At 69.1% G+C, this 19,538-nt stretch carries 21 protein-coding genes; 5 read left to right on the top strand and 16 right to left on the bottom strand.

Features of this window, described 5'->3' with window-relative positions; all coding sequences use genetic code 11:
- Window positions 1–123 precede the first annotated feature (123 nt).
- On the top strand, window positions 124–1,113 hold the full coding sequence (gene bmt, locus ACTZWU_RS02215) for a betaine--homocysteine S-methyltransferase (protein WP_444735884.1): 990 nt from the start codon (window positions 124–126) through the stop codon (window positions 1,111–1,113).
- Here the strand turns inward: bmt and ACTZWU_RS02210 are convergent.
- The gene (locus ACTZWU_RS02210; protein ID WP_444735717.1) at window positions 1,110–2,189 is read right to left on the bottom strand and encodes a PA0069 family radical SAM protein; all 1,080 of its coding nucleotides are present in this window, start codon (window positions 2,187–2,189) and stop codon (window positions 1,110–1,112) included. The genes bmt and ACTZWU_RS02210 overlap by 4 nt on opposite strands.
- Window positions 2,190–2,291: 102 nt before the next feature.
- Between ACTZWU_RS02210 and yghU the strand changes: the two genes are divergently transcribed.
- A complete protein-coding gene (yghU, locus tag ACTZWU_RS02205; RefSeq protein WP_444735716.1) occupies window positions 2,292–3,167 on the top strand; it encodes a glutathione-dependent disulfide-bond oxidoreductase in 876 nt (291 codons plus the stop codon).
- Here the strand turns inward: yghU and ACTZWU_RS02200 are convergent.
- On the bottom strand, window positions 3,152–3,874 hold the full coding sequence (locus ACTZWU_RS02200) for a GNAT family N-acetyltransferase (protein WP_444735715.1): 723 nt from the start codon (window positions 3,872–3,874) through the stop codon (window positions 3,152–3,154). The two genes, yghU and ACTZWU_RS02200, sit on opposite strands and share 16 nt — an antisense overlap.
- Entirely contained in the window at window positions 3,871–4,611 is a 741-nt protein-coding gene (locus tag ACTZWU_RS02195) for a competence/damage-inducible protein A (RefSeq protein WP_444735714.1), read from the bottom strand. Before ACTZWU_RS02195 ends, ACTZWU_RS02200 begins: the two co-directional genes overlap by 4 nt.
- A gap of 102 nt (window positions 4,612–4,713) precedes the next feature.
- Here ACTZWU_RS02195 and map point away from each other — a divergent pair, with 102 nt between their 5' ends.
- Window positions 4,714–5,511, top strand: coding sequence for a type I methionyl aminopeptidase (gene map, locus ACTZWU_RS02190; RefSeq protein WP_444735713.1), 798 nt, complete (start codon window positions 4,714–4,716; stop codon window positions 5,509–5,511).
- Window positions 5,512–5,691: 180 nt separating this feature from the next.
- Here map and ACTZWU_RS02185 read toward each other — a convergent pair whose 3' ends face one another.
- Entirely contained in the window at window positions 5,692–6,273 is a 582-nt protein-coding gene (locus ACTZWU_RS02185; protein WP_444735712.1) for a YqgE/AlgH family protein, read from the bottom strand.
- A 104-nt stretch (window positions 6,274–6,377) separates the two neighbouring features.
- Here ACTZWU_RS02185 and ACTZWU_RS02180 point away from each other — a divergent pair, with 104 nt between their 5' ends.
- A complete protein-coding gene (locus ACTZWU_RS02180; protein ID WP_444735711.1) occupies window positions 6,378–7,175 on the top strand; it encodes a protein-disulfide reductase DsbD domain-containing protein in 798 nt (265 codons plus the stop codon).
- Here the strand turns inward: ACTZWU_RS02180 and ACTZWU_RS02175 are convergent.
- Genes ACTZWU_RS02175 through ACTZWU_RS02155 form a run of 5 tightly spaced genes read right to left on the bottom strand, consistent with a single transcriptional unit; the run spans window position 7,165 to window position 14,021 of the window.
- On the bottom strand, window positions 7,165–10,524 hold the full coding sequence (locus tag ACTZWU_RS02175) for an efflux RND transporter permease subunit (RefSeq protein ID WP_444735710.1): 3,360 nt from the start codon (window positions 10,522–10,524) through the stop codon (window positions 7,165–7,167). The genes ACTZWU_RS02180 and ACTZWU_RS02175 overlap by 11 nt on opposite strands.
- The gene (locus ACTZWU_RS02170) at window positions 10,517–11,893 is read right to left on the bottom strand and encodes an efflux RND transporter periplasmic adaptor subunit (RefSeq protein WP_444735709.1); all 1,377 of its coding nucleotides are present in this window, start codon (window positions 11,891–11,893) and stop codon (window positions 10,517–10,519) included. Before ACTZWU_RS02170 ends, ACTZWU_RS02175 begins: the two co-directional genes overlap by 8 nt.
- A 55-nt stretch (window positions 11,894–11,948) precedes the next feature.
- The gene (locus ACTZWU_RS02165) at window positions 11,949–12,761 is read right to left on the bottom strand and encodes a uracil-DNA glycosylase (protein WP_444735708.1); all 813 of its coding nucleotides are present in this window, start codon (window positions 12,759–12,761) and stop codon (window positions 11,949–11,951) included.
- A gap of 30 nt (window positions 12,762–12,791) precedes the next feature.
- On the bottom strand, window positions 12,792–13,496 hold the full coding sequence (locus tag ACTZWU_RS02160; RefSeq protein ID WP_444735707.1) for a response regulator: 705 nt from the start codon (window positions 13,494–13,496) through the stop codon (window positions 12,792–12,794).
- A gap of 6 nt (window positions 13,497–13,502) precedes the next feature.
- Window positions 13,503–14,021, bottom strand: coding sequence for a MarR family winged helix-turn-helix transcriptional regulator (locus ACTZWU_RS02155; protein ID WP_444735706.1), 519 nt, complete (start codon window positions 14,019–14,021; stop codon window positions 13,503–13,505).
- 156 nt (window positions 14,022–14,177) lie between these two features.
- Here ACTZWU_RS02155 and ACTZWU_RS02150 point away from each other — a divergent pair, with 156 nt between their 5' ends.
- On the top strand, window positions 14,178–15,047 hold the full coding sequence (locus tag ACTZWU_RS02150) for a branched-chain amino acid aminotransferase (protein WP_444735705.1): 870 nt from the start codon (window positions 14,178–14,180) through the stop codon (window positions 15,045–15,047).
- 165 nt (window positions 15,048–15,212) lie between these two features.
- On the opposite strand, the gene ACTZWU_RS02145 is transcribed toward ACTZWU_RS02150, so the two are convergent.
- From ACTZWU_RS02145 to ACTZWU_RS02115, 7 genes are all read right to left on the bottom strand, one after another.
- Window positions 15,213–15,398 (bottom strand): hypothetical protein, encoded by a 186-nt coding sequence (locus ACTZWU_RS02145; RefSeq protein WP_444735704.1) that lies wholly within the window; start codon window positions 15,396–15,398, stop codon window positions 15,213–15,215.
- Window positions 15,399–15,456: 58 nt separating this feature from the next.
- Window positions 15,457–15,921, bottom strand: a complete 465-nt coding sequence (locus ACTZWU_RS02140) for a PTS sugar transporter subunit IIA (protein ID WP_444735703.1) — start codon at window positions 15,919–15,921, stop codon at window positions 15,457–15,459.
- 78 nt (window positions 15,922–15,999) lie between these two features.
- The gene (hpf, locus tag ACTZWU_RS02135; protein WP_444735702.1) at window positions 16,000–16,575 is read right to left on the bottom strand and encodes a ribosome hibernation-promoting factor, HPF/YfiA family; all 576 of its coding nucleotides are present in this window, start codon (window positions 16,573–16,575) and stop codon (window positions 16,000–16,002) included.
- A 189-nt stretch (window positions 16,576–16,764) separates the two neighbouring features.
- The gene (gene lptB / locus ACTZWU_RS02130) at window positions 16,765–17,505 is read right to left on the bottom strand and encodes an LPS export ABC transporter ATP-binding protein (RefSeq protein WP_444735701.1); all 741 of its coding nucleotides are present in this window, start codon (window positions 17,503–17,505) and stop codon (window positions 16,765–16,767) included.
- Window positions 17,505–17,993, bottom strand: a complete 489-nt coding sequence (lptA, locus tag ACTZWU_RS02125) for a lipopolysaccharide transport periplasmic protein LptA (RefSeq protein WP_444735700.1) — start codon at window positions 17,991–17,993, stop codon at window positions 17,505–17,507. Before lptA ends, lptB begins: the two co-directional genes overlap by 1 nt.
- Before the next feature lie 21 nt (window positions 17,994–18,014).
- A complete protein-coding gene (locus ACTZWU_RS02120; RefSeq protein WP_444735699.1) occupies window positions 18,015–18,590 on the bottom strand; it encodes a hypothetical protein in 576 nt (191 codons plus the stop codon).
- Between the two features lie 3 nt (window positions 18,591–18,593).
- Window positions 18,594–19,538, bottom strand: coding sequence for a KpsF/GutQ family sugar-phosphate isomerase (locus tag ACTZWU_RS02115; protein ID WP_444735698.1), 945 nt, complete (start codon window positions 19,536–19,538; stop codon window positions 18,594–18,596).

Raw genomic sequence — 19,538 nt, 5'->3', positions numbered from 1 at the left:
CGCGGTTTTCATTTGTTGAATGCCCGTCTCCACCTGAGATTGTGAAAACGGACGGCGCGACCTATCATGGACATGATGATCGGACAGACCGGGGCGATGGCCGCCCCGGCAGGGAACCTGGCGATGACGGATGCCTTGAGCCGCCTTCTGGCGGAACGCGACTGGGTGATGGCCGACGGAGCGACCGGGACGGCCCTGTTCAACATGGGCCTGGAATCCGGCAGCCCCGCCGAATTGTGGAACGCGACCCGCCCCGAGGCGATCCTGACGCTGCATTCCGACGCGCTGGCCGCGGGGTCGGACCTGTTCCTGACCAACAGCTTTGGCGCGAATGCGGGCCGCCTGCGCCTGCATGGCCTGTCGGACCGCGTGGCCGAGCTGAACCGTCTGGCCGCCGAACTGGGCCGCGAGGCCGCCGACCGCGCCGGGCGTCCGGTCGTGGTGGCGGGCAGCATGGGGCCGATCGGCGATTTCATGGCCCCGATGGGCAGCCTGACCCATGCCGCCGCCGTCGAGATCTTTCACGAACAGGCCGAGGCGCTGCGCAACGGCGGGGCCGACATCCTGTGGGTCGAGACGCTGGCCTCGCTGGAGGAATTGCGCGCCGCCGCCGAGGCCGCGCAGCGTGCGGACATGCCGTGGTGCGGGGCGCTCAGCTTCGACACGGCGGGGCGCACGATGATGGGCACCACGCCCGCGCAACTGGCCGCCGCGGTCGAGCGTCTGCCGAACCCGCCCGTCGCCTATGGTGCCAATTGCGGCGTGGGCGCCTCGGACCTGTTGCGGACGATGGCCGCGCTGGTCGCCTCGGGCAATGAGCGCCCGCTGATCGCCAAGGGCAATGCCGGCGTCGCGCGGCTGGAGGGCGGGCATCTGCATTACGACGGCACGCCCGAATTGATGGCCGATTACGCCTGTCTGGCGCGCGATCTGGGCGTGCGGGTGATCGGCGGCTGCTGCGGCACGATGGCCCCGCATCTGCGCGCCATGCGCGACGCACTTGAGACGCGGCCCCAGGGCCCGCGCCCGACGCTGGACCAGATCGCCGAAAAGCTGGGCGCCTTCAGCGCCGGGCTGGACGATGACCGCCTGACCATCGGCCGCCGGAACTAGAACAGCGACAGCTGGTCGCCGGCGCGGGGCGGCGCCCCGAAGCGCGAGCAATCCAGCGCGGGCGCCCCCTCGGCATAGCCCAGCCTGCGCCGCGCCAGCCGGAAACGCTGGCGGGCCAGATCGGCCTCGATCCCCTCGCCCCGGAAGCGGCTGCCAAAGCGTGGGTCGTTGTCGCGCCCGCCGCGCATCGCCTGCACGCGGTTCATCACATGCGCCGCCATGCCGGGCCGGTGGCGTTCCAGCCAGTCGCGGAACAGGGGCGCGACCTCATGCGGCAGGCGCAGGGGGATCATGCTGGCCGTGGTCGCGCCCGCCTCGCGCGCGGCGGTCAGGATCGCCTCGATCTCGGGCTCGGTCAGGACGGGGATGACGGGAGCGACCATCACGCGGACCGGCACGCCCGCGCGGGCCAGCGCGCGGATCATCCCGATCCGGGTGGCGGGCGCAGGCGCGCGGGGTTCCAGCGCGCGGGCGAGGCCTGCGTCCAGCGTGGTAACGCTGATCCCGACCGCCGCCTGATCGCGCGCGGCCAGTTCCGCCCAGAGGTCCAGATCACGCAGCACCGTCCGCCCCCGCGTCACCAGCGTCACCGGGTGGTTCCAGTCGCGCAGCACGCGCAGGATGCCGGGCATGATCGCCAGCTTCGCTTCCACCGGCTGATAGGGGTCGGTATTCGTGCCAAGCGCGATCGGCGCGGGCTTGTAGCCGGGGCGCGCCAGTTCCCGCTCCAGCAGGCGGGCAGCATCGGGCTTGGCGGTGATCTTCGTCTCGAAATCCAGGCCCGGCGACAGGCCCAGATAGCCGTGGCTGGGGCGCGCATAGCAATAGATGCAGCCATGTTCGCAGCCCCGATATGGGTTGATCGAGCGGTCAAAGGAAATGTCGGGCGAGGTATTGCGCGTGATGATGCTGCGCGGCTGTTCAAAGGCCAGTTCGGTGCGCAGCAACGCGTCGTCCTCGGGGATGTCCCAGCCGTCGGATTCGCGCAGCCGCGTCTGATGGTCGAACCGCCCGGCGGGGGCCGAGGCGGCACCGCGCGCCTTGAGGCGCAGATGGGGATCGCGGGGCGGCAGCATGGCGTCATGCTAGAACATTAGCGGAACATCGCCAAGCCCCCGCGCGGGTTGATCTTGGGCGCCCGCGTTCACATCTTGCAGATCAGGCAATGAGGGAACGCGATGAGCACCTATTACACCCCGCCCAAGGTCTGGACCTGGGACAAGGAAAACGGCGGCCAGTTCGCCAGCATCAACCGCCCCACCGCAGGCGCGCGCTTTGACCGCGACCTGCCGCGCGGCAATCACCGGTTCCAGCTGTATTCGCTGGCCACGCCCAACGGGCAGAAGGTCACGATCCTCTTCGAGGAACTGCTGGAGGCCGGCCATGACGCCGAATACGACGCCTGGCTGATCAGGATCGGCGATGGCGACCAGTTCGGCAGCGGCTTCGTCGCGGCCAACCCGAACAGCAAGATCCCCGCGCTGATGGATCACGGCACCGATCCGGCGCAGCGCGTGTTCGAATCGGGCTCGATCCTTCTGTATCTGGCCGAGATGTTCGGGGCCTTCCTGCCCAAGGACCCGGCGGCCCGGACCGAGGCGCTGAACTGGCTGTTCTGGCAGATGGGCTCGGCCCCGTTCCTGGGCGGGGGTTTCGGGCATTTCTACGCCTATGCGCCGACCAAGATCGAATATGCGATCGACCGCTACGCGATGGAGACCAAGCGCCAGCTTGACGTGCTGGACCAGCATCTGGCCACAAACCGCTTCATGGCGGGCGACGAATATTCCATCGCCGACATGGCGATCTGGCCGTGGTATGGGCAGCTGATCGCGGGCAAGCTTTACGGGGACGCGGCGACCTTTCTGGACGCGGCCAGCTACAGCAATGTCCGGCGCTGGCATGACGAGATCGCGGCCCGACCCGCCGTCCGGCGCGGCGTGATGGTCAACAAGACCTCGGGTCAGCCCTCGGAGCAGTTGCACGAACGGCACTCGGCCTCGGATTTCGAGACCATGACCGAGGACAAGCGCGCCGCTCAGGCCGGGGCGTAATAGCCATAGCGCGCGGCCTCGGTGAAGCCGAGGCCGCGATAAAGCGCATGCGCGGCGGCATTGGCCTCGGACATGGCCAAGGCCAGCCGCGTGGCGCCCTGTTCGGCGGCCCAGAAGGCCGCCTGCCGCACCATCCATCCTGCCAGACCCTGACGGCGGAAATCGGGCAGGACCTCAAGCCCGTGCAGCATGGCGACATCGCCCGCCACCGCGACGAACCCCGCCGCCGCCGCCCGGTCGCGCAGGCGCCCCAACAGCGCGGCCTTGGGCAGGGCGACACGATCCATCACGGCCTGACGGGCGGGGTTGATGTTGCCTGCCTCCCAGATGCGGCGCTGGATCGCCAGAGGCGGCCAGAGCGCAAAGCCCGTCACCGGCGGCAGGGGCCGGTCGGTCAGGGCGGAAACGGGCGCCTCGAGCACCAGGGTCGGGATTACCAAGCCGTAACCGCGCCCTTTCAGCGCCGCGATCAGCGCATGATCGCCGTCCCAGGCGCGAAACAGCGGGCGCTGGCCCCATGCGCGGTGCTGCGCCTCGGCCAAAGCGATATCCTCGGGGCGCCAGTCCGGCAGGGCGAGGGCCGAACTGACGCGGCCTCCGGCGCCCTCGCCCAGACCCACCAGAAAGCCGCCCGCCCGTTCGGTCCGGGCGGGCGGCCAGCTTGCCTCGAAGGCATGGGCCAGCGCCGCGTCGGGCAGATGCGTCACAGCCCGATCCGGGCGCGCAGATCGGCCATGGCCGCATCGACGCGCGCCTGATCCAGCCCGCGCACGACCAGGTTCGTCCCCCAGCCGGTCGCGTCATGGAAGGGATAGCTGCCAAGCGACAGGTCGGCATATTCGGCGGCCACGGCCTTCAGCTCTTCGGCGACGTCGCTTTCGCCGCGCCGCACCTCGACCGTGGCCGAACAGACCGGCCGCCCGGCAGACAGGCGCGGCAGAAGCCAGTCCACCATCGCGCGGAACACCTCTGGCACGCCCGCCATCACATGCGTATTGCCGATGGAAAAGCCCGGCGCGGCGGACACGGCATTGTCGATCAGCGTCGCACCGACCGGGATGCGCGCCATCCGCAGGCGGTTCTCGGTCAAGACGGTCCCCATCCGATCGCAGCGGGCCTGAAGCAGGGCGCGCGCCTCGGCGTTGACCTCGATCCCGGTGCCGTGGGCGGCGGCGACGGCATCGGCGGTGATGTCGTCATGCGTCGGCCCGATCCCGCCCGAGGTGAACAGCAGGTCGTAATCGCCGCCCAGGCTGCCATCCAACGCCCGGATCGCCGCCACGATACGGTCATGGTCATCGGCCACCACGCGGATCTCGCGCAGGTCGAACCCGGTCGCGGACAGGACCTGCGCCAGATGATGCGCATTGCCTTCGCGCGTGCGCCCCGAGAGGATCTCGTCCCCGATGACAAGGATCGCTGCGGTGGGATTGTCGGACTGCATTTCCTGCCCTTTTCGATGATGCCCCTTCTTGTAAGCGCCCGCGCGGGGCTGGAACAAGTGCGGCATCGCGTCTATCTAGGCGGGATGACGAAAGGAACCGCGATGGACGAAGGCCGCATCACCCGCGAGGGCATCCGCATCCACCTGCCCGGCGATTTCGACGGGATGCGCAAGGCAGGCCGGGTCGCGGCGCAAATCCTTGACGAGGTGGGGCCGCTGGTCCAGCCGGGCGCCACGACCGGCGCGCTGGACGATTTCATCCGCACCCGGATCGAGGAACTGGGCGTCACCTCGGCCACGATCGGCTATCGCGGCTACCAGCATGCCAGCTGCATCAGCGTGAACCATGTCGTCTGCCACGGCATTCCCGGCGACAAGGTGCTGCAGGACGGCGACATCCTGAACATCGACGTGACCGTCATCGTCGAGGGCTGGTTCGGCGACACCAGCCGCATGTATGTCGCGGGCCGCGCGCCGCTCAAGGCGCAGCGCCTGATCCAGGTCACGCATGACGCGCTGATGAAAGGGATCGAGGCCGTCCGCCCCGGCGCGACCTTCGGCGATATCGGCCACGCGATCCAGACCCATGCCGAGGGCCACCGCATGTCGGTCGTGCGCGATTTCTGCGGCCACGGCATCGGCAAGGTGTTCCACGCGCCCCCGAACGTGCTTCATTTCGGCCGCCCCGGCAAAGGCCCGGTCCTCGAGGAAGGCATGATCTTCACCATCGAGCCGATGATCAATCTGGGCCGCCCCGAGACCAAGGTCCTCGCCGATGACTGGACGGCGGTGACGCGCGACAAGTCGCTCTCGGCGCAGTTCGAACACTCGATCGGGGTCACCGCCGAGGGCTGCGAGATCTTCACCCCGTCCCAGAAGTTCTTCCCCGACTTCGGCTGAGGCGCGATTGCGTCCCGCGAAGCCCCGGGGGGCTGCACCCCCCGGTCCCCCCGCGCGCGACCGCGCCACCGCTAAAGCCGATCGCCACCAGCGCCCTGTCACGGCGCGGATTTCTTCTTCACTGAAATATCCTCGGGGGGTCCGGGGGGCGAAGCGCCCCCGGCCACCGCGGGACGCAAGTCAGGCGCGGCCTGCCGTGCCTGACAGAAGCGAGGGGTCGATACCCTGCGCCTTCAGCGCGCGGCTCCACTTGTCCTCGTGCGAGGGCGCAAAGATCAGGTCCTCGGCGCTATCGCCGGTCAGCCAGCCATTGGCCAGCATCTCAGCCTCCAGCTGGCCCGGACCCCAGCCGGAATAGCCAAGCGCCAGAACCGCCGGGCGGGGACCCTCGCCCGAGGCGATGTCCTCCAGGATATCGCGAGTCGTCGTCATCGCCAGCCCGCCCGAGATGCGCAGCCGCCCCTCGGGGTCGCTTCCATGTTCCGGAACCTTGTGCAGCACGAAGCCGCGCCCCGGCTCAACCGGGCCGCCAAAGCGGACCTCGATCATGCGGGCGCCGTCATCGGCGTCGATCCCCAGCTGCTCAAGCAGGTCGTCGAATCGGATCTCGGGCAGGGGGCGGTTCAGGATCAGGCCCATCGCGCCTTCGACGGAATGAGCGCAGACCAGCACCACCGACCGCTCGAATCGGGGGTCGGTCATGCCCGGCATGGCGATCAGGATCTTGCCCGTGAGGTTCTCGGCCTTGTCCGCTGTGGTCATTGCGTCTCCTTTCCATCACAAGATCGGCACGAGAGCCCCCCGATGCAAGCGCCGCGCGGCTTTGTGACTTCTCAGACGGTCGCGGGCAGCGCTATGTCAGGGGCATGTTGCGCCTTTCCCTTGCCCTTGCCTGCCTGCTGGCCCCGCCCGCCTATGCCCAGATGCGTCTGGCCGAGGGCGAGTTGCCGCTTGGCCTTGTCGATGCCCGTCTGCTGCCCGGCTGGACCGACGCGGCGGGCAACCGGATCGCCGCACTGGAACTGGTGCTGGAGCCGGGCTGGAAGACCTATTGGCGCAGCCCCGGCGACAGCGGCCTGCCGCCCAGTTTCGCATGGGACGGCTCGGACAATCTGGCCGGCGTGGTCTTTCACTGGCCCGCCCCCGAGGCGATCAGTTCCGGCGGCGCGCAGGAGTTGGGCTATCACGAGCATCTTGTCCTGCCCTTCACCGCCAGCCCCACCGATGCTGCCCTGCCCCTGACACTGCACAGCCAGATCGAGCTGGGCCTGTGCGACAACATCTGCGTGCCGGCCCAGCTTGACCTCAGCGCGCCGCCGCCCGGCACCCTGCCCGACAGCCGCATCAAGGCCGCCATGGCCGACACGCCGCGTCTGGTCGAGGACCTGCCCGAATGCCGGATCGACGCGATCGAGGACGGTCTGCGGGTCGAGATGGCGCTACCCTCGGAGACACCCGAACTGGCCGCGATCGAGGTCGAGGGCAAGCCCGACCTCTGGGTCTCGGGGGCCGAGATCGAGATGCGCGCCGATGGCCCCGTCGCCGTGGCCGAGATGGTCGGCCCCGAGGCCGCGCCCTTTCCACTGGACCCCTCGGCCCTGCGGCTGACCGTGGTCAGCGCCGATGATGCGGTCGAAAGCTTCGGCTGCCGTCTCAGCCCCTGATCGCGGGCGCGCGGCGCAGCGCCCAGAGCCCTGCGCCCAGCACCACCGCCAGCAGCGCGAGCGCATAGGCGCCAAGCGCCGCACCGACCGAGCCCGCCACCGGCCACCAGTCGGGCAGCGCCAGCCCCGTCGCGGGCAACAGCGTCACCGGCAGCAGCGTCAGCGCGAAGGCCAGCGCGCCGCCCGCCACCGCCGCGCGCATCACCCCCGCCACCGGCCGCGCCCGGCGGCTGCGCGCAAAGGCCTGCCGCGCCCGCCCCAGATCGGCGCCGATGGCCAGCACCGCCGGCACGACCAGCAGGACGATCAGCATGCCAAGGCCCAGCCCATAAACCAGCGTCACCACGGTGGGCTTCAGGAACAGCGCCTGCGACGAGCGTTCGTAAAGCAGCGGCGCAAGGCCCAGAACCGTGGTCGCCGTGGTCAGCAGAACCGGGCGGAACCGGTCGCAGACCGCCGCGACGATGGCCGGGCGCAGGCCGCGCTTGCGGGTATATTCGTCGATGGTCGAGATCAGCACGATGGAATCGTTGATGATGATCCCCGACATGCCGATCAGCCCCACGATCGAGAACATCGTCAGCGGCAATTGCCAGATGTAATGCCCCCAGATCGCGCCGATCAGCCCGAAGGGAATGACCGACATGACCACCATGGGCCGCGTCCAGCTGGCGAAGATCCAGGCCAGCACCATGTAGATCCCGGCCAGCGCCAGACCGAAACCCAGGACCGCGTCGCCCAGGAATTCCTGTTCCTGTTCGGCCAGCCCGGTGATCGTGTAGCTGATGCCGAATTCAGCGGCGATGTCGGGCATCAGCTCGGCCTGCAGCGCCTGCGTGATCTGCGCCGCGCGCGCCGGGTCGTCATCCGAGATGTCCCCCGTGACCGAGATCATCCGCTCGCCATTCTCGCGCCGCACGACCGAGAAACCGGCCGCCGTCTCGACCGTGACGATATCGGCCAGCGGCACCCATTGCCCCGAGGCCGCGCGCATCATCATCCGGTCAAGAAAATCGCCCTGCCGTTCCTCGGGCGGCAATTCGACATTGATCGCGCCCGACCTTGTGCCGACGGGGAAAGTCGCGGCCTCGATCCCGCCCAGACGCTGGCGCAATTCGCGCGCAAGGCCCTGCGTGGTGAAGCCTAGCGCCTCGCCGCGCGCGGTCAGGCGCAGGGCCAGCTCGTCCTTGTCGTAATCCATGCTGTCTTCCAGCGCGGAGACCTCGGGGAAGGCCGACAGGCGCAGCTTCAGCGCCTCGGCGGCGTCCTTCAGGACGGTCGCGTTTGCCCCCGTCATCCGGACCGAGATCGCATCGCCCCCCGGCCCCGACCGGAAGCCGCGAAAGCTGATCACCTCCAGCCGGGGATCGGTGGGCATCGCCTCTTGCAGGGCAGAGACGAATTCAAAGCTGGAATAGGGGCGGAAATCAGGGTCGATCAGCTCGATCTGGACGGCGCCCAGAAGGTCGGCCTCCTTGGTTTCCGCGCCGGGCAGGGGGCGGCCCGAATTGCCGCCCAGAAGCGTCATCGAATGGGTGATCGGGTTGGTGCCGTATTCGGCCTCGTAGCGGGCGGCGACGCCGTCCACGGCCTCTTGCACCATGCCCATCACACGTTCGGTATCGGCGCGGCTGGCGCCCGCCAGCATGGCGAAATTGCCCGTCACGCTGCCCTGTTCGGGCGCGTCGAAGAACCGCCACGGCACCTTGCCGCTGATCAGCGTGGCCGCCGACCAGGACAGGGCCACCACCGCGAAGGCCAGCGCCGGATAGCGCCAGACCAGGACCAGACGCGCCACCGGGCGCACCACCGCGGCGACAAAGCGGTCCAGCCAGCGGTTCACAAAGGCCGAGGGGCGGTCATACCAGCGTTCCCGCGCCGAATGGGCCAGCGCATGGGCCATGTGGTTGGGCAGGACGAGGAAGCATTCCACCAGCGAGGCGATCAGCACCATGATCACCGTCCAGGGAATGTCCCCGATCATCTCGCCGAAGCGGCCGCCTACCGTCACCAGCCCGGCAAAGGCGATGATCGTGGTCAGGGTCGAGGACACGACCGGCGCGCCCATCCGTTGGGCGGCGCGTTCGGCGGCGACCTGCGGCGGCTCGCCCAGCTTGCGGTGGCGGTAATCGGCATGTTCGCCCACCACGATGGCGTCGTCCACGATGATGCCGAGCGTCAGGATCAGCGCGAACAGCGAGATCATGTTGATCGTCATGCCCGCCGCATACATCAGCGCGACCGCGCCCAAGAGGGCGGCCGGGATACCCGCCGCGACCCAGATCGCGGTGCGTGCGTTCAGGAACAGGAACAGCAACCCCAGAACCAGCGCCAGACCAAGGATCGCATTGTCCAGCAGCAGCGCCAGCCGCCCCGAGATCAGCTCGGCCCGCGCCCGCACCAGGTCGATCTGGACGCCTGCGGGCAGCATGGGCTGCATCTGCGCGACGACCGATTCCACCTTGCGCTGCATTCCGATCGCATCGCCCGAGGCGCTGCGCTCGACCCCCAGCATCACGGCGGGGTTGCCCGCGACGAAATAGGCGGTGCCGCGGTCGATCCCCTCGGCGCTGACATCGGCCACGTCGCCCACGGTCAGCTGCGTGCCGTCCGGCAGCGCCTTGAGGACCAGCGCGGCCACGCCCGCCGGATCGCGCGTCTCGGCCCCCGTCCGCACCCGCGCCGCCCCCGAGGCCACGTCGCCCGCCGGGATCGGCGCCGCCGCCGCCCCGATGACGGCGGCGACCTGCTCCATCGTCAGGTCGTGGCGGATCAGGTCGGCCATGCGGATCTGCACCAGCGTCTGGGGGGCCGAGATGCCCGTCACCGACAGCCGCGTGACGCCGCGCGCATAAAGCCGGTTCGACATGTCGTCGGCGATGCGGCCCAGCTGGTCCAGCCCGACCGGCCCCGAGATCACCACATCCGCCACCCGGTCGCGCCAGGCGCGGCGGGTGATCTGCGGCTCTTCGGTGCCTTCGGGCAGGTTGCCCGCGCCCGCGATCGCCGTCTCGACCTCGGACATGGCGCGGGACATGTCCCAGCCCGGCTCGAATTCCAGCCGCAGCCGGGCCGAGCCCTGCACCGCCTGGGACGAGGTCAGGGCCACGCCCTCGACCCCCATCAGCGCGGGTTCCAGCACCGCGACGACCGACTGGTCCACATCATCCGCGCCCGCGCCGTCCCACCGGACAGAGACGTCGATTTCCTGCACGACCGTATCGGGGAAGAACTGCGCGCGCAGCTTCGGCGCGCTGTAGAGACCCGCGACCACCATGACCGCCAGCACCAGATTGGCCAGCGTGCGGTGGCGCACGAACAGCGACAGAAGGCCCCGGCGATCAGCCACGGCCCGCCCCTTCGCGCCGCGCCTGCTGACCCTCGGGGGGCGGGCCGCCGCGCCGTGCGGCGGGTGCGGTGGCGTCGTCGCCGGGCGGGGATGGACGCGCGCCCACATCTCGGACGCGGATGCCCGTGCCCAGCTGCGGCGCGCGTTCGGCCACGATCCGCGCCCCCGACAGCGGGGCGGGAACAGCCACGATCAGGTCGTCGCCCTGACGCCGCAGCACCTCGACCGGGGTCGAGGACAGCCGCCCCTCGTCATCGGCGACCAGAACCGCACCGTCGCCGCCCACGGCCGAGGCCGGGATCTGCGCGGCCTGGTCCAGCACCGGCTCGGCGATGCGGACGCGGACGAAATCGCCCGGCCGCAGCGGCGTGTCGGCGCCCTGAAGACGGGCAAAGACCTGACGGCCCGCGCCCCCTTCGGCCACCGAGGCGGCGGAACGGTCCAGCACGGCGTCGATCGCCACCTGCCCGGCCGTCCCGTCCAGAACCACGGCGACCGGCACGCCCTCGATGGCGCGGCCTCCGGCCAGAAGCCGGGCGAACTGGTCCAGCGACAGGGGGATCTGCACCTCCAGCGCGGCGGGGTCGATGATCGTGGCAAGCTGTTCGTTCATGCCGACCAAGCCGCCCTCGACCGCGCTGACGGCGGTGACGCGGCCATCGAAACCGGCCCGCAATTCGGTATCGGCCAAGGCGCGGCGCGCTTCTGTCAGGGCGATCTCGGCGCGGCGCAGGGCGTTCTCGGCGGCGGTCACGGCGCTTTCGGCATCGGCCAGGGCCGCACGGCGGCTGATCACGGCCTGCTCTGCGGTCGAGGCGGCCAGTTCGACATTCTCGCGTTCCGTGCTGGTCCCAAGGCCGCGCCCGGCCAGATCCTGTTGACGGGCGACGGCGGCCTGCCGCAAGTCATACTGACGCTCGGCCGCGGCCAGATCCTCGGCGGCGATGGCCACGCTGCGGCGGCGGTCGGCCAGATTGCCCTGCGCGTCGTCGCGTTCGGCCTCGCGGCTGTCCAGGGCGGCCTGCGCGGCCGAGGGGTCGATGCGGACCAGAACCTGCCCCGCCGTGACCGCGCCGCCTTCCTGCATGGCGGGGTCGAGAAACACGATCTGCCCCGCAGCGCCCGCGCGCAGTTCAAGCTGGCGGCGCGACTGGATCGTGCCGAAAACCTGCATCTGCGGCGTGATCTGCCCAGGCTCCAGCGTGATCAGCCGCGCGGTAAAGACCTGTTCGGCGGGTCGAAAGCCCGGACCCCCGCCCGCGCGCCGCTGTTCGGCCGCCTGCCAGATCTGGAACACCGCCAGAAACAGCAGGCCAAGCGTGATGAAGGTCAGAAACAGCCCGGCAAGGCTGCGCGTCAGGAATCGCATGCGTACAGGTCCATCTGTTGGACGTTCCGGTTAGCCCATGATGCGGAAACCGAACCTAAACGGAAAGGGCTTCCAGACGCGCGGCCAGCGACAGAAGGTCCGCCCATGCCTCGCGCTTGGCGGCGGGGTTGCGCAGCAGATAGGCGGGGTGCGTCATCGGCAGGGCCGGACGGTCGAAAGCCTGCACCCACTGGCCGCGCAGGCGCAGGATGCCGCGCTGGCCGATGGCGGCCTGGGTCGCGACATTGCCCATCAGCACCACAAGATCGGGCTGCGCCAGCTGGATATGGCGCCGCACGAAGGGCAGGCTCACGGCAATTTCATCGGGGCTGGGGTCGCGATTGCCCGGCGGGCGCCAGCCGAGGACGTTGGTGATGTAAAGCGCGCGTTCCGCATCGACCGCGTCGCGAGCCAGCCCGATCGCGCCGAACATCCGGTCCAGCAACTGCCCGGCCCGGCCCACGAAGGGGCGGCCCTGCCGGTCCTCTTCATCGCCCGGCGCCTCGCCCAGGATCAGCACGCGCGCCCCCGGCCGGCCATCGGCGAAACAGAAGCGGCGGGCGCCCTTTTTCAGCTCGATCCCGTCGAACCCTTCCTGCGCGGAGGCCAGCGCGTCGAGACTGGTCGCGGCGGCGGCCAGCGCCTCGGCCTCGGATATGCGGGCGGGAAGGTCGTCGGCTTCGGGCGCGGCGACCTGCGGGGCGGGCTGGGCCATCGGGATGGCGGGCGCGGCCTGCGCGGGCAGATCGAACCGGTCCACCGGATCATCCAGCAGCGGCGTGTCGGCGCCCATCTCAAGCTGCCATTCCAGCAGCGCCAGCGCCGTCTGGGCGTCCAGCGCGAATCCCTGATATGTCGCCTGATCCATCACCGCCAAAGGCTAGGGCGAATGGCCGCCCTAGTCCACCACCAGCATGTAGCCCGTGCCGCGCACGGTCTGGATGTAACGAGGCTCGCGCGGGTCGGTCTCGATCTTGCGGCGCAGGCGGGTGATCTGAACGTCGATGGCGCGTTCGCTGTTCTCGCCCTCGTCGCCCGTCCCCCGGCCCAGATCCTCGACCAGTTCCGCCCGGCTGACGGGCTGGCCCCGGCTGGAGGCAAGCCGCCGCATCAGCGCCGCCTCGGTCCCGGTCAGGCGCAAGGGCTGGTCGCCCTGCCACAATTCGCCCTTTTCGGTATCGTAGCGCAGCGCGCCGAGGGTCAGGAATTTCGGCTGCGTCATCTCGACCACCGGCACGCGGCGCAGGATGGCGGCGATCCGCAGCAGTAATTCGCGCGGCTCAAAGGGCTTGGGCAGGTAGTCGTCGGCCCCCGATTCCAGCCCGGTGATCCGGTCCTCGGTCTCGCCCTTGGCGGTCAAGAGCAGGATCGGCGTGTCGATGCGGCGGCGCAGATCGCGGGTCAGGGCCAGCCCATCCTCGCCCGGCATCATCACGTCCAGCACGATCAGGTCGAATTCCAGCCCCGCCAGCAGCCGCCGCGCCTGAGCCGCGTCGCGCGCCAGACTGACCATATAACCGCTTTTCCGCAGGAACTTGCCCAGAAGCGAGCGGATACGCTCGTCATCGTCAACGACAAGGATATGGGCATCTGGCGTGGTCATGGCGGATCAGCGGTCCTCGGGCAGTTCCTTCAGGGCCTGATACTGCGCCCGCGTCTCGGGGTCCATCATCGCCTCCAGCACCTGCCGGAAACCCGCCACCGCCTGCGGCCCGGCCTTGCGATAGGCCGCCCGCATCCGCGCCCGCTGCGATTCCGACAGCCGCCGTTCCAGCGCGACGCCCTGCGGGGTCAGGTAAAGCTGACGCTCGCGCCGGTCGCGCCGACCCACGCGGCTTTCGACAAGGCCATCGTCGATCAGGGTCCGCAACACGCGGTTGAGGCTCTGCTTGGTGACGCCCAGAACCGCCAGCAGCGCGGTCACGGTCAGGCCCGGATCGCGGTTGACGAAATGCAGCGCGCGGTGATGGGCGCGGCCGTAATCCAGATCGGCCAGGATCAGGTCGGGATCGGCCGTAAAGGCGCGATAGGCGAAAAACATCGCCTCGATCCCGCGGCGCAGCTGATCGTCGGTGAGGAACAGAAGATCCTCGCCCACCATGGCCTGGATCCGCGCCTTGTCCTGCATTCCTGACACCCTCGCACCTTGGATCGCCGATATGGCAGCGTTGTTGACTTTCTAACCGCTGATTGCTAGCCGTCAAGCATCTTGCGTAACAAACGGACTGTTCTGCCCTGTCATACGCAAGAATCGTACAGGTTGGGCGGCGGAGGAAGAATGAACATGACGGCGGCATATGACGATCGGGACGGCTGGATCTGGATGGATGGCGAGCTTGTCGCCTGGCGCGAGGCGAAGGTGCATATCCTGACCCACGCCATGCACTACGCCAGCTCGGTCTTCGAGGGCGAACGCTGCTACGACGGCAAGATCTTCAAAAGCCACGAACATTCGCTGCGCCTGATCGAATCGGGCCGCTTGCTGGACATGCCGATCCCCTACACGGCCGAGCAGATCGATGCAGCCAAGGAAGAGGTCCTGCGCGCCAACGGCTTCGAGAACGCCTATGTCCGCGTCGTCGCCTGGCGCGGCTCGGGGCCGGACATGGGCGTCTCGGCGGCGCGCAACCCGGTGCGAATGGCGGTCTGCGCCTGGGAATGGGGCAGCTATTACGGCGATGCGAAATGGCAGGGCGCGAAACTGGACGTCGCCAAATGGAAACGCCCCTCGCCCGAGACCATCCCCACCGCCGCCAAGGCCGCCGGCCTCTACATGATCTGCACCATGTCCAAGCACGCCGCCGAGGCCAAGGGCTGTTCCGACGCCCTGTTCATGGACTGGGAGGGCTATGTCGCCGAAGCCACCGGCGCCAACATCTTCTTCGTCAAGGACGGCGAGATCCACACGCCCCTGGCCGACCGCTTCCTGAACGGCATCACCCGGCAGACGATCATCCAGATGCTGCGCGACAAGGGGCTGACCGTCCACGAACGCCGCATCCTGCCCGAAGAACTGGAAGGCTTCAGCGAATGCTGGCTGACCGGCACCGCAGCCGAGGTCACCCCCGTGGGCCAGATCGGTGACTGGCATTTCCAGGTGGGCCAGATCACGCGCGAGGTCGCCGAGGATTACGAGGCGCTTGTGCGGGCCTGAACCGGAGAGGGGGCTCTGCCCCCATCGCTCCGCGATTCCCCCGGGATATTTGACCCAAGGCAAAGCGCAGGTTTGGTCTTTGCCTTGGTGGCAAGTATCCTCGGGGGGAAGGCGCAAGGCGCCTGGGGGGCAGACAGCCCCCCTTCTTCTTTCGTCCTGGTGCCGTCAGGCTGAGTGGCCGCGCATGATGCGGGCATATTCGACCGCGCGGCGGCTTTCGTCGCGCGATTGCGGCCGCTTGTGCAGGCTGGCGATGCTGGGATGGGGGCCGGCCTCGCGGTCCTGGCGGACGAAGGCGCGCAGCCGCGCGGTGCCGGTGCTGCGGGGTCGGTCGGTCACGTGTTTCTTCATGGTCGATCCTCCTGTCGCGAGCCGACAGTATAGGACCGAATCGGACCGATTGGAACCGTCAGGCCGCCCGGATGCCTTGGGCGGCCGCAAGCACGGCGTGCAGCGCCACCGGGTCGTCATTGGCGCGCAGTTTGGTGCGCAGATCGGCGTCGCGAAGGGTGCGTGAAACCAGCGCCAGCGCCTTGAGGTGATCGACGCCGCCGGTTTCGGGCGCGAGCAGCGCGAAGACCAGATCGACCGGCTGGCGGTCCACCGCGTCGAAATCCAGCGCCTTGTCCAGCCGGATGAACAGACCCGCGACCTTGTCCAGCCCGTGCAGCCGCGCATGGGGCAGTGCGACGCCTTGTCCGACGCCCGTGGGCCCCAGGCTTTCGCGTTCCTGAAGGGCGTCAAGCACCTCGGGGGCGGAGAGGCCGTATTCGGCCTGGGCCAGTTCGGAAAGCTCTTGGAACAGCCGCTTTTTCGACGTGAGCTGGCCGAGCGAGCGGACGGCTCCGGGCTTCAGGATTTCGGCAATCTGCATGCGGTCGCGACTTTCCCAAGATAGGCGCCCCCGCCACGGGGGACGGGGGCGTTTTCTTCGTCTGCGGCGCGAGGCGGACTAGCCGTTTCCGCGCGGGTCGATCCAGCCCACATTGCCGTCATCGCGGCGGTGGACGACGTTCACGCCGCCATGTTTCTCGTTGCGGAACACCAGAAGCGGCGCCCCTGCCAGTTCCATCTGCATCACCGCATCGCCCACCGACAGGGTCGGGACGCGGCTTTCCATTTCCGCGATGATGATCGGTTCGAGGCTGTCGCCCGTCGATTCCCACTCATCCTCGTCGGCGGCCAGCACATAGCTGCCGGCCTCGCCAAAGACAACAGGCTCGACGCGGTCCTTGTGGTGGTCCTTGAGGCGGCGCTTGTAGCGGCGCAGCTGCTTGTCCATGCGCTCGCGGCAGGATTCGAAGGCGGCGTAGATCTCGGTCGCGGCGCCCTTGGCCTGAACGGTCAGGCCGGTGGACAGATGCACCACCGCGTCGCAGGTGAACTGATGTGCATCCTTGGAGAAGGTGACCGTCGCATCGGTGGGACGTTGCGAGTATTTCTCGATCGTCTCGCCCAGTTCGGATTTGACATGCGTGGTCAGGGCATCCCCGACATCGATGTGTTTTCCGCTGATCGTGTAGCGCATCATGCCTCCTCTTCGGTTGCCCGCGCCCCGCAGGGGCGACCTTGCGGTTGCCACGCGCCGGCGCGGGGTGCGCGCAGGGTAGCCAAGAGCCGTCCCTGCATATCTCAATTTGGTGACAGCAGGCGCGTCCTGTCAACGGGAAGCCACGGCGCCGTGATGGAAAAAGCGAGCCCTTGCCGGAAGCCGCGCCTAGACCATGCGGAAGCCTTCGCCCAGATAGACCTCGCGGACGCGGGGATCGGCCACGATCTCGTCGGTCGTGCCCGACATCAGCACATGGCCGTCATGCAGGATATAGGCGCGGTCCACGATGCCAAGCGTCTCGCGGACGTTGTGGTCGGTGATCAGCACCCCGATTCCGCGCGATTTCAGGTCATGGACCAGCGTCCGGATCTCGCCCACGGCGATGGGATCGACGCCCGCGAAGGGTTCGTCCAGCAGCAGGAAGGCCGGGTTCGAGGCAAGGCAGCGCGCGATCTCGGCCCGGCGTCTTTCGCCGCCAGACAGGGCCAGGGCCTGTGCGCCACGCAGATGGGTGATCGAGAAATCGGCCAGCAATTCCTCCAGCCGGTCGCGGCGGTGGCGGGGGTCGTCCAGCGCAACCTCAAGCACGGCCATGATGTTCTGCTCGACCGTAAGACCGCGAAAGATCGACATTTCCTGCGGCAGGTAGCCGATGCCCATGCGGGCGCGGCGAAACATCGGCAGGCGCGTGGCGTCCTGGCCGTCGATGATGACCTGACCCGCATCGGGCACGACCAGCCCCGCGATGCAGTAAAAGCACGTCGTCTTGCCCGAGCCGTTCGGCCCCAGCAGCGCCACGACCTCGCCCCGGCGCAGATCGACCGAGACCTCGCGGATCACCAGCCGGTTGCGATAGGACTTTCGCAGCTTGCGGACCTGAAGGCCGTCCCTTGGCGCGTCGGGCATCAATTCCCCCCGCCCTGCTGGCCCGGTTGCAGGATGGTGCGGACGCGGCCCTCGACGCGGGCGGCGCCGGTGGCCAGATCGACCTCCATCCGCTGGCCGGTCAGCACGTTGCCGCCCTGCGCCAGGATCACGTCGCCGATCAGCGTGACCTGCCCGGCCTCGACATCGTAAAGCGCCTCTTGCGCCTCGGCCGCATCGTCGCCCGAGACCAGCGTCACCTCGCCCTCGGCCCGCAGCGAGCGGATGCGGGTCGTGCCGCCCTCGGCATAGGTCACGTCCACGCGGCCCGCGGACAGGCGCATCGCGCCCTGCCCGATCACGACATTGCCGGTGAAGACCGCCGTGCCGTCGGACTGGTTCACCGCCAGCGCGTCGGCGGCGATCTCGACCGGGGCCGAGGTGTCGGCGCGCATGCCGCCAAAGGTCAGGTTCTGGCCCCAGGCAGGAAGCGCGACCACAAGGGCCAGAGCGGGCAGATAGCGCAGCATCTTTGTCATCCTTCGGGCGGCTCAGGGCTGGTATATCAGACGCACACCGCCCGAGAAATTCAAGACCGCGGCACCCGTCGCGCCCTCGTCGCCGGGTTCCAGCCGCATCCGGCCGGCGCTGATCCGGCCAAAGGGCGCCTCGGCCTCAATCCCGTCATCGGCGGTGATCTCGGACCGGTCGGTGGCCGCGTCGATGCGCGGCGCGTCCATCTGCCAGCCGGTGCTGGTCGTCATGCGGACCCCGCCATCCAGCCGGATGCGGCCATCGGCCAGCCCGCCGGTCGGCGCGACCAGCATCGCGGCCAGACCATCGGGGCGCTGCCAGTCCAGATGCAGCGCCTCGGCCTCGGCGCGGTCAGGGTCGGGGCGCGCGGCGCTGGCCGTCAGGCTGATCCGGGCGCCGTCCTCGGTGACGGCGGCATATTCGGGCGCCACCAGACGCGGGTCGCGGGCCATCGCCTCGGCATCGACCTGCGCGTAGGGGATGCGCGATTCGGTCTCGGACCCGCGCGAGATGAGGAACAGCGTGGACAGCATCGCCAGCGCCGCCAGAGGCAGGATCACACGCAGCGATCTGACGATGCGGGTGCGGTTCATGGGCTAGACCAGACCGGCGCGCAGGCAGTCATGGATGTGCAGGATACCGACGGGGCGGCCATCCTCGACCGCGAAAAGGCAGGTGATCTTGCGGGCCTGCATCTCGGCCAGGGCGGCGGCGGCAAGGGCCTCGGGTTCGATCACGCGGGGGCTGTGGGTCATCACCTCGTGGGCGCGGCGGGACAGCAGGCCCTCCATGTGGCGGCGAAGGTCGCCATCGGTGATGATCCCGGCCAGACAACCGTCCGCATCGGTGACGCCGGTGACGCCGTAGCCCTTCTGGCTGATGACCAGCAGCGCCTCGGACATGGGGGCGTCCTGCGCGACCAGCGGCAGGTCGCGGCTGGCCAGATCGCCCACCTTCGCCAGCAGCGCGCCCAGCTTGCCGCCGGGATGGAAGGTGCGGAAATGTTCGGGGGTGAAGCGGCGATGCTCCATCAGGGCCACCGCCAGCGCGTCGCCAAGCGCCAGCGTCATCGTGGTCGAGGTCGTGGGCACGATGCCGTTGCCGCAGGCTTCCTGAGCCTGGGGCAGGACCAGCGCCACGTCCGATTGCCGAAGCAGCGTCGAGCCGGGCCGCGAGGCCACGCCCACCAGCGGGATCTTGAAGCGCCGCGTATGGGCGATCAGGTCGGCCAGTTCCGGCGTCTCGCCGCTATTGGACAGGACCAGCGCCAGATCGGCCTCGGTCACCATGCCCAGATCGCCGTGGCTGGCCTCGGCGGGGTGGACGAATTGCGCGGGCGTCCCGGTCGAGGCCAGCGTGGCCGCGATCTTGCGCCCGACATGGCCCGACTTGCCCATGCCCGAGACGATCACCCGCCCGCGCACCTGCAGCATCAGCGCGACCGCGCGCGAGAATTCGTCGCCCAGACCCGAGGCCAGCGCCTCGAGGCCAGCGATTTCGGTGGCGATCACCCGCCGCGCCGTTTCGATGTAATCCGCCAC

The organism is Paracoccus sp. NSM (genome assembly GCF_052379855.1).
Lineage (GTDB): Bacteria > Pseudomonadota > Alphaproteobacteria > Rhodobacterales > Rhodobacteraceae > Paracoccus.
This window is presented reverse-complemented; position numbering and strand designations above follow the sequence as displayed.